This window comes from Streptomyces sp. SID486 (genome assembly GCF_009865385.1).
GTDB lineage: Bacteria > Actinomycetota > Actinomycetes > Streptomycetales > Streptomycetaceae > Streptomyces.
Genome location: NZ_WWJT01000776.1, coordinates 1 through 8,740, shown reverse-complemented (window position 1 = coordinate 8,740; position 8,740 = coordinate 1). Strand labels below are relative to the sequence as shown.

General features: G+C 72.3%; 9 protein-coding genes. 7 read left to right on the top strand and 2 right to left on the bottom strand.

Translation table 11 applies throughout. From position 1 onward, the window contains the following. Positions 1-198: 198 nt before the first annotated feature. Positions 199-945: a GntR family transcriptional regulator gene (locus tag GT045_RS36690; RefSeq protein ID WP_161290147.1), complete on the bottom strand. Its 747-nt coding sequence runs from the start codon at positions 943-945 to the stop codon at positions 199-201. Between the two features lie 46 nt (positions 946-991). Continuing rightward, positions 992-2,326 (bottom strand): homogentisate 1,2-dioxygenase, encoded by a 1,335-nt coding sequence (hmgA, locus tag GT045_RS36685; RefSeq protein WP_161290145.1) that lies wholly within the window; start codon positions 2,324-2,326, stop codon positions 992-994. 151 nt (positions 2,327-2,477) lie between these two features. Here hmgA and GT045_RS36680 point away from each other — a divergent pair, with 151 nt between their 5' ends. From GT045_RS36680 to GT045_RS36650, 7 genes are all read left to right on the top strand, one after another. After that, entirely contained in the window at positions 2,478-3,053 is a 576-nt protein-coding gene (locus GT045_RS36680) for a hypothetical protein (RefSeq protein WP_161336861.1), read from the top strand. A 208-nt stretch (positions 3,054-3,261) separates the two neighbouring features. Further along, positions 3,262-3,879, top strand: coding sequence for a TetR/AcrR family transcriptional regulator (locus GT045_RS36675; protein ID WP_161290141.1), 618 nt, complete (start codon positions 3,262-3,264; stop codon positions 3,877-3,879). 144 nt (positions 3,880-4,023) lie between these two features. Further along, positions 4,024-5,481, top strand: coding sequence for a citrate:proton symporter (locus tag GT045_RS36670; RefSeq protein WP_161336860.1), 1,458 nt, complete (start codon positions 4,024-4,026; stop codon positions 5,479-5,481). Positions 5,482-5,505: 24 nt separating this feature from the next. After that, positions 5,506-6,753, top strand: coding sequence for an MFS transporter (locus GT045_RS36665; protein ID WP_161336859.1), 1,248 nt, complete (start codon positions 5,506-5,508; stop codon positions 6,751-6,753). Between the two features lie 102 nt (positions 6,754-6,855). Further along, positions 6,856-7,536 (top strand): hypothetical protein, encoded by a 681-nt coding sequence (locus tag GT045_RS36660; RefSeq protein WP_161290135.1) that lies wholly within the window; start codon positions 6,856-6,858, stop codon positions 7,534-7,536. Beyond that, positions 7,523-8,227 carry a class F sortase gene (locus GT045_RS36655; protein WP_161336858.1) on the top strand — a complete coding sequence of 235 codons (705 nt, stop codon included), beginning with the start codon at positions 7,523-7,525 and terminating at the stop codon, positions 8,225-8,227. The genes GT045_RS36660 and GT045_RS36655 overlap by 14 nt, the downstream gene beginning before the upstream one ends. Before the next feature lie 351 nt (positions 8,228-8,578). After that, positions 8,579-8,740, top strand: a 162-nt coding sequence (locus tag GT045_RS36650) for an aldehyde dehydrogenase family protein (protein ID WP_161336857.1), incomplete at its 3' end; no start/stop codon positions are given.

Below are 8,740 nucleotides of genomic sequence, written 5' to 3'. Positions count from 1 at the left end.
GCACCCGCACCCGCACCCGCACCCGCACCCGCCGACGCTTGCCGCACCCGCACACGTCGATGCCCCAGGCGAACGCACACCCACACGTCGACGCTTGAGGCACCCCCCCGCGCACGTCCACGCTTGCCGCACACCCACACGTCGGCGCACAACGCCTCGTGCCCCCCGCCCCCACCCACGGCCGACCCAGCGGAGCGCTCACGCGTCCAGGGTCACCGTGAACGAGAACCGGTCCCCCCGGTAGTGGATGACCGCCACGTCCAGCACCCGCCCCTCACTGTCGTACGTCACACCCGTGTAATGCAGGATCGGGCTCAGCAACGGCACCTCCAGCAGCCGGGCCGTCTCCGGGTCGGCGAGCCGTGCCTCCACCGTGTCCGTGATCCGGCTGATGTCCGCCTTCACCACGTCCCGCAGCACCTTCGTCATCGGCCACCGGACCAGATCCTCCGGATCGACGCGGTCGGCCAGCTCGGGACGGACGTGGTTGACGGCGTGGTTGGTCGGCTCACCGGTCTTCTCGTCACTGCGCAGCCGGTGGTACGCCGCCACCTCCGCGAGATCGGGGAAGTACTCGGCGAGTCCGCCCGGCACCGGCACCCGCCCGTGGCCCAGCAGCTCCGTCGTCATCCCGGACTGCTGGGCCACGATCGCGTCCACCGAACCGAGCAGCCGCACCGGCGCCCCGCGCCGCGCCCCCGGTTCGATGAAGGTGCCGCGCCGCCGGTGCCGGCTGATCAGCCCCTCGTCCTCCAGTTCCTTCAGCGCCTGCCGCATGGTCAGCACGCTCACCCCGTAGTGCTCCGCCAGCCGTTCCTCGGTCGGCAGCCGCAGCGGGTCCTCGGGGGAGCGGCCCAGTATCGAGGCGCGCAGCGACTGCGACACCTGGTACCACAGCGGCAGCTTGCGGTTCAGGACGATCGAATCCGGAGCGAAGGAGGTCACTCGGCTATCCGTACCCGGCGGGGAAGGTCCGGCGCAACGCCGGCCGTCATGCCCGGAAGTGGCGTTCCAGTCCCCGCCACACGTCGTCGTAGCCCTGCTGGAGGTGGTCCGCCCCGGCCGCGTGCGGGGTGAGCGTCACCGGCCAGCGGGTCTCGAACATGAAGGCCAGGCCGTCGTCGATCCTCTGCGGCTTCAGCTCGGCCGCGCTCGCCCGGTCGAAGGTCTCCTGGTCCGGGCCGTGCGCCGACATCATGTTGTGCAGCGATCCGCCGCCCGGCACGAAGCCCTCCGCCTTGGCGTCGTACGCGCCCTCGATCAGGCCCATGTACTCGCTCATCACGTTCCGGTGGAAGTACGGCGGCCGGAAGGTGTCCTCGCCCACCAGCCAGCGCGGCGCGAACACCACGAAGTCCACGCCGGCCAGACCCGGGGTGTCCGACGGGGAGGTGAGCACCGTGAAGATGGACGGATCCGGGTGGTCGTACGAGATGGTGCCGATCACATTGAAGCGGCGCAGGTCATAGACGTACGGCACATGGTTGCCGTGCCAGGCCACCACGTCCAGGGGGCTGTGGTCGTAGGTCGCGGTCCAGAGGTTCCCGCAGAACTTGTTCACCACCTCCACCGGGCCCTCGACGTCCTCGTACGCGGCGACCGGCGCCCGGAAGTCCCGCGCGTTCGCCAGTCCGTTGGCGCCGATCGGGCCGAGATCGGGGAGCCGGAACGGTGCCCCGTAGTTCTCGCACACGTATCCCCGGGCCGTCGGGCTCTGCCCGTCGTCGGAGGCCGAGTCCAGCAGCTCCACACGGAAGCGCACACCGCGCGGGATCAACGCCACATGTGAGGGCTCCACATGGAGCCGGCCGAACTCCGTGTGCAGCAGCAGTCCGCCGCGCTCGGGCACGATCAGCAGCTCTCCGTCGGCGTCGGAGAAGACCCGGTCCATCGAGGCGTTGGCGTGGTACAGGTGCACGGCCATGCCGGAGCGCTGGGTCGCGTCGCCGTTGCCGCCCAGCGTCCACAGGCCGCCGAGGAAGTCGGTGCCGGCCGGGGGTTCCGGCAGCGGGTTCCACCGCAGCCGGTTGGGGTCGGGCACCGTCTCGGCGAAGGGAGCCGTACGCAGCGCGCCGTTGCCGGTGCGGGTGAACGCCGGGTGGGCGGCCGAGGGACGGATGCGGTAGAGCCACGAGCGCCGGTTGTCCGCCCGCGGCTCGGTGAACGCCGTACCGCTCAGCTGCTCGGCGTACAGGCCGAGCGGGGCCCGCTGCGGCGAGTTGCGGCCCTCGGGCAGGGCGCCCGGCACCGCCTCCGAGGCGTGTTCGTTGCCGAAGCCGGTCAGGTACGACAGCCCCTCGGCGGTCTTGCGTGCGTCCCCGCTCATGTTCGCTCCTCGCGCTCCCGATTCCTATGCAACACCGTAGGAATGAGCGGGTGCTCGCGCAAGGGGGCCCGGCGTCCTCCCCGGGAGGTAGGACGGGAACCAGACTTCAGACGGATCCGGGGCGGCCGGGTGCTGTTCTACGCTCCCGCTCATGTCCTGGAGGAAATGGAGGCGTGGCCCGCTCGCCACGCTCACGGTGTGCGTCCTGCTGTCGTCCGGAGCGGTGGCCTGCTCGACCGGCGAGGCGCACGGGGACACCGTCTCACCGTCGCCGGTCGGGAAGGTCCTGGACGTCACCGACGAGACCGGCCGCAACCTGCGCGAGGTGCCCAGGAAGGACGCCCCGGAGGTGGCCGTCGAGGTCGCCCCGGACGCGGGCGGCGGCTGGGACGTGCGGCTGGCTTTCCACAACTTCCGCTGCTCCGCGCCCGGTACGCGGCCCGCGGCGGCCATCGGCCGCGGGCTCGCCCACCTCTTCGTGGACGGCCACCGGATCGCCCGGCTGCACGCCCCCGCCTACCACCTGGCCGCCGGCCTCGTCCCGCACGGCACCCACCGGATCACCGTCCGTCTGTACGCCGACGACGGCACGGTGTGGGCCGTACGCGGCAAGCCGGTGGAGAACACCGCCGACGTCACGGTCTCCGACGTGGAGACGCGCACCGCGCGGTCGGCCGCCGCGGATCCGGTCGCGCAGGAACCGGTCGCGCAGGAACCGGTCGCGTAGGAACCGGTCGCGCAGGGTCCGGTCGCGCAGGAACAGGAACCGGTCTCCGAGGACCCGTCCGCAACCGCCGCGGGTGAACGCGGCAGGTGAACGGAAGGTGTCCGGTAGGGGTGTCCACAGGTGAACACACTCTTCGCCGGATGAGTGCACGGGTCACCCGTCTCCGTACCGTGGGGTGAGGTTCACCAGGCCCCGGCGGAGAGGCATCATGAAGCCCGTGCCCCACGCGACATCGCTCCGCCGCGCGCCCGTCCAGCGGCGCAGCGCCGAACGGCTGACCAGGATCCTGGACGCCTGCGCCGACCTCCTCGACGAGGTCGGCTACGACGCCCTGAGCACACGCGCGGTCGCCCAGCGCGCTCAGGTGCCCATCGGCTCGGTCTACCGCTTCTTCGGCAACAAACGGGAGATGGCCGACGCCCTCGCCCAGCGCAACCTGGAGCGGTACGTCGAGCGGGTCACGGAACGGCTGAAGGCGGCCGGCCAGGGGGACTGGCGTGCCGCCATGGACGCCGTCCTGGAGGAGTACCTCGCGATGAAGCGCACCGCGCCCGGTTTCTCCCTCGTGGACTTCGGCAACCAGATCCCGGTCGGCTCCCGGCACGGCGAGCCCAACACCCGGGTCGCCGACCGGCTCACCGACCTGCTCGCCGGCTATCTCGCCCGCACCCCGGACGCGGACCTGCGGCGGGCCTTCCTGGTCGCCGTGGAGAGCGCCGACACCCTCGTCCAGCTGGCTTTCCGGGTCGATCCGCAGGGCGACGAGGCGATCATCGCCGAGACCAGGGAGCTGCTGCGCGCCTATCTCGGACGCCTGCTGGACTGAGCGGGCCCGCACGGTCGTGACCTGGACTTCTGCGCTTATTGCTCGCGCGTCAACATCTTGTTAACGCCGTTCGTACGGACCTAACGTCGTCGCACCGCCGACCCCCAGGTGGGATGTTCAAGGGCGAACGTTAGGTATCCACTCATGCTGACCATCCTCGGCTTCCTCATGATCGCGACCTTCCTGGTCCTGATCATGCTGAAGAAGCTGTCGCCGATCGCGGCGCTCGTGCTCGTCCCCGCGCTCTTCTGCGTGTTCGTCGGCAAGGGCGCCGGGCTCGGCGACTACGTCATCGACGGCGTCACCGACCTCGCCCCCACCGCGGCGATGCTCATGTTCGCGATCGTCTACTTCGGTGTGATGATCGACGTCGGCCTCTTCGACCCGGTCGTGCGGGGCATCCTGAAGTTCTGCAAGGCCGATCCGCTGCGGATCGTGGTCGGTACGGCGGTGCTCGCCGCGATCGTCTCCCTGGACGGCGACGGTTCCACCACCTTCATGATCACCGTCTCGGCGATGTACCCGCTGTACAAGCGCCTGAAGATGTCGCTGGTGGTGATGACCGGTGTGGCCGCCATGGCCAACGGCGTGATGAACACCCTGCCGTGGGGCGGCCCCACCGCCCGGGCCGCCACCGCGCTGAAGGTGGACGCGAGCGACATCTTCGTACCGATGATCCCGGCGCTCGCCGTGGGCCTGCTCTTCGTCCTCGTCCTCGCCTACGTCCTCGGCCGGCGCGAGCGGGCCCGGCTCGGCGTGCTCACGCTGGACGAGGTGCTGGTGGAGGAGACCGAGACGGTGCTGGTCGGCGCCGGTTCCGGTACGGAGGCGAAGCTGCCCGCCGGTTCCGGTACGGAGGCGAAGCTGCCCGGCGGCTCCGGTGCGGAGGCGGAGCTGCCCGGCGGTTCCGGCCCGGCAGCGGAGTCGGCGGCCGTGTCCGGCGAGCCCGAGGACGACGGCCTGCAGGGCCTGGACCCGGACCGCCCCACCCTGCGCCCCAGGCTGTACTGGTTCAACGCGCTGCTCACGGTCGTCCTGCTGACCGCCATGATCATGGAGTGGCTGCCGATCCCGGTGCTGTTCCTGCTCGGCGCGGCCCTCGCCCTGACCGTCAACTTCCCGCACATGCCGGACCAGAAGGCCCGTATCGCCGCGCACGCCGAGAACGTCCTCAACGTCTCCGGCATGGTGTTCGCCGCCGCCGTCTTCACCGGCGTCCTGCAGGGCACCGGCATGGTCGACCACATGACCAAGTGGCTGGTGGACAACATCCCCGCCGGCATGGGCCCCCACATGGCCTTCGTCACCGGCGTGCTGAGCATCCCGCTCACGTATTTCATGTCCAACGACGGTTTCTACTTCGGCATCCTGCCCGTGCTCGCCGAGGCGGGCCAGGCGCACGGCGTCTCCTCCCTCGAGATCGCCCGCGCCTCGATCGTCGGCCAGCCGCTGCACATGTCCAGCCCGCTCGTCCCGGCCGTCTACGTCCTGGTCGGCATGGCCAAGGTGGAGTTCGGCGATCACACCCGGTTCGTGGTGAAGTGGGCCGCGCTCACCTCACTGGTGGTCCTCGGCGCGGGCATCCTCTTCGGCATCGTCTGACCACGCCGGGAAGGGACTTCACCCATGGCGCCCGGTGCGAACCGCGGCTGGCTGCTCCGCCTCGTCATCGCTTTCGGCTGCGCGCAGGGGGCGGTGTCGATGGCCCGGCCCGCCGTCTCCTACCGGGCCCTCGCACTGGGCGCCGACGAACGGGCGATCGGTGTCATCACCGGGGTGTACGCCCTGTTGCCGCTCTTCGCCGCCGTACCGCTCGGCCGCCGCACCGACCACGGCCGCTGCGCGCCGCTGCTGACGGCGGGCGTGCTCCTCATCACCGGCGGCTGCGCGCTCAGCGGCCTCGCCGGCTCGTCGGCGGCGATGGCCCTGTGGAGCGGGGTGATGGGCCTCGGACACCTGTGCTTCGTGATCGGCGCCCAGTCCCTGGTGGCCCGCCGGTCCGCGCCGCACGAACAGGACCGCAACTTCGGCCACTTCACCATCGGCGCCTCCCTCGGCCAGCTCGTCGGACCCGTCGCCGCGGGCGCGCTCATCGACGGTCCCGACATGGCGCGCAGCAGCGCGCTCGCCCTCGTCGCGGCGGCCGCCGGAGCCGCCGTCGCGTTCGGCTCACTGTGGCGCATCGAGGATCCCGCGGCGGCCGGCTCCCCGTCCGCGCAGGGCGGACGGGTGCCGGTCGCGGCCATCCTGCGGGCCCGGGGCGTGCCCGCGGGCATGCTGGTCAGCCTGTCGGTGCTGTCCGCGACGGACGTGCTCACCGCCTACCTGCCGGTGGTCGGCGAGCACCGGGGCATCGCCCCCGCCGTCGTCGGCGTCCTGCTCAGCCTCCGGGCCGGCGCCACCATCGCCTGCCGGCTCGTCCTCACCCCGCTGCTCCGGCTGTTCGGCCGGCCCGCACTGCTCACCGTGACCTGTCTGATGGCGGCCGTGCTGTGCGCGGGGGTCGCGCTGCCGGTGCCGGTGTGGGCGCTCGGTGCGACGCTGACCGCGCTCGGCTTCTGTCTGGGGGTGGGCCAGCCGCTGTCGATGACGACGGTGGTGCAGGCGGCGCCCGCCGAGGCCCGTTCCACCGCGCTCGCCCTGCGCCTGACCGGCAACCGGCTCGGCCAGGTCGCGGCTCCGGCCGCCGCGGGGCTGGTCGCCGGTCTGGCCGGTGCGGCGGCCCCGTTCGTGATGCTCGGAGCGCTGCTGCTGGTGTCGTCCGGCGTGGCGCTGCGGTCACCGGGGCAGCCCGGCGACCGCGGCGCCACGCCCGGACGGGTGACGGGGGAGCGGTCCCAGGGCCCGGGATTGCGCCGCACGAGCGATATCTGACGGCGCGCCGGGCGTCGCTGCCGGAGGCTGCGCGGCCCATGAAGGAGAGTCCAGGCGAAAGAGCGATTTGTATGAAAATCGTCTGAACTCGGAGGATTGCGCATGCCCACCCTGACACCCCCACGTGCCATCGGCTCCCGCGCGGGCTCCACAGTCGTCCTCACCGCCCTCGCCGCGGCGGGCGCGTCCTGGGTGGTGGCGCCCGGCGCGATGGCCCAGGGGGAGAACGGCGACATCAGGATCCACACCGCGCGTACGCCCTTCGTGACGTCGCTCAGCGGATCGTCGAAGGACGACCCGGTGGTCTGCAAGTTCTTCCTCGAGGCCGTCAACTTCGACGACCTGGGCACGATCGCCTACACCATCACGCCCCAGCCGCCGCTGCCCACCGCCGCCACCGTGACGGGTGTCATCCAGCTCGCCGGCGGTGCCGGGCACACCGACGCGCTGGGTCTGGCGGACGGCCAGTACAAGATCAGCTGGACCGTGGGGACACCGGCCGCCGTGAAGGAGAAGGTCTTCCGGGTCAACTGCCGTGAGGGCCAGCACGACGGCGCACAGGGGCCGGGCGGGCAGATCGAGGACCACCAGCAGGACAACGGCGCCTGGGGCCAGAGTGACCAGCAGCCCCCCAGGGGAGGCGTGCACGCGGGCGGCGGTGGTCTCATCGACACGGCCGCCGCGTACTCGCCGGTGGCCGCCGCGGCGGCCGTGGGCCTGGTCGCCGTCTGCGGTGCCGTGTACTTCCGGCTGATCCGCCGCCGCCCCCATGGTGCAGCGTAGGTACCGACGCAGGCCCTGGTACCGGACCCGCGCCTACCGTCTCGCCAGGACGGCCCTGCTGGTCGTCGTCCTGTCGACCATGTGGTCCCGGTGCGGGCCGGCGGGGCCCGGCCGGCCGGGCGGTCACACCGTGGCGGCGGCGGGCGCGGACTCCGCCCGGGCCGACGGCCGGGGAGGGCCCGGCACGGCGGATCCCGCGTCCTCCGCTCCTCCGGGGCCGCCGCCCCGCCCGCTGCCCCGGTCCCGGCCGACGTCCTTCCGCGTGCCCTCCCTGGGTGTCGACGCCCCGATCACCCCCCTCCGGCTCGACGGGCAGCGGCAGTTGGAGACGCCGCCCGTCGACAGGCCCAGGCTGGTCGGCTGGTACGAGGGCGGTCCCACGCCGGGCGAGGCCGGTACCGCGATCGCCGTCGGCCACCGCGACACCACGACCGGCCCCGCCGTGTTCGCCGGACTCGCCCAGGTCAAGCCCGGCAAGACCGTCGAGGTCCGCCGCGCGGACGGGCGTACCGCCGTCTACTCCGTGGACCGCGTGAAGGTCTTCGACAAACTCGGCTTCCCCGACAAGGAGGTGTACGGCGCGACCGGGCGCCCGGAACTGCGGGTCATCACCTGCGGCGGGCTGTTCAGCCGGCGGACCGGTTACACCAGCAACGTGGTGGTCTTCGCCCATCTGACCGCCACGAGATGACCGGCGGACCGGCCGGTGCGGACACGGCGTCCGCACCGGCCGTTCCGTCGTCACGACGCCCCGGCCGTTCCGTCCTCGCGACGCCCCGGCCGTTCCGTTGTCACGATGCCCCGGCCGGTCCGTCTTCGCGACGCACCGGCCGGGTCTGTTCCCACGGTGCGCCCGGTGGCCCGCCCGGTGGCCCGTCCGCGGTCGCCCGCGGTGTCCCGCCCGGAGTCCTGCCCGGAGTCCCGCCCGGTGTCCCGCCCGGTGGCCCGCCCTGTGATCCGCGGCCGGGAATGTCTGGCGCACCAAAACTATCACCGCTAGTTTGTTGTGCCGGACGACGCGGATTTGCCGGGAGGACACAGCATGAAGGCACATGACGGCCTGTACATCGACGGCGCCTGGCGCCCCGCCGGAAGCGGGGAGGTGATCGAGGTCGTCAACCCCGCCGACGAGCAGGTCATCGGCCGCGTCCCGGCCGGCGGCGCGCTGGACGTCGACACCGCCGTCCGGGCCGCCCGCGCCGCC

What these genes read in the sequence shown, in the direction of transcription:
- GT045_RS36660 (WP_161290135.1), top strand. Translation starts at nt 6,856, where the DNA reads ATGCCCACCCTGACACCCCCACGTGCCATCGGCTCCCGCGCGGGCTCC.
- GT045_RS36680 (WP_161336861.1), top strand. Translation starts at nt 2,478, where the DNA reads ATGTCCTGGAGGAAATGGAGGCGTGGCCCGCTCGCCACGCTCACGGTG.
- GT045_RS36655 (WP_161336858.1), top strand. Translation starts at nt 7,523, where the DNA reads ATGGTGCAGCGTAGGTACCGACGCAGGCCCTGGTACCGGACCCGCGCC.
- GT045_RS36665 (WP_161336859.1), top strand. Translation starts at nt 5,506, where the DNA reads ATGGCGCCCGGTGCGAACCGCGGCTGGCTGCTCCGCCTCGTCATCGCT.
- GT045_RS36670 (WP_161336860.1), top strand. Translation starts at nt 4,024, where the DNA reads ATGCTGACCATCCTCGGCTTCCTCATGATCGCGACCTTCCTGGTCCTG.
- hmgA (WP_161290145.1), bottom strand. Translation starts at nt 2,326, where the DNA reads ATGAGCGGGGACGCACGCAAGACCGCCGAGGGGCTGTCGTACCTGACC.
- GT045_RS36675 (WP_161290141.1), top strand. Translation starts at nt 3,262, where the DNA reads ATGAAGCCCGTGCCCCACGCGACATCGCTCCGCCGCGCGCCCGTCCAG.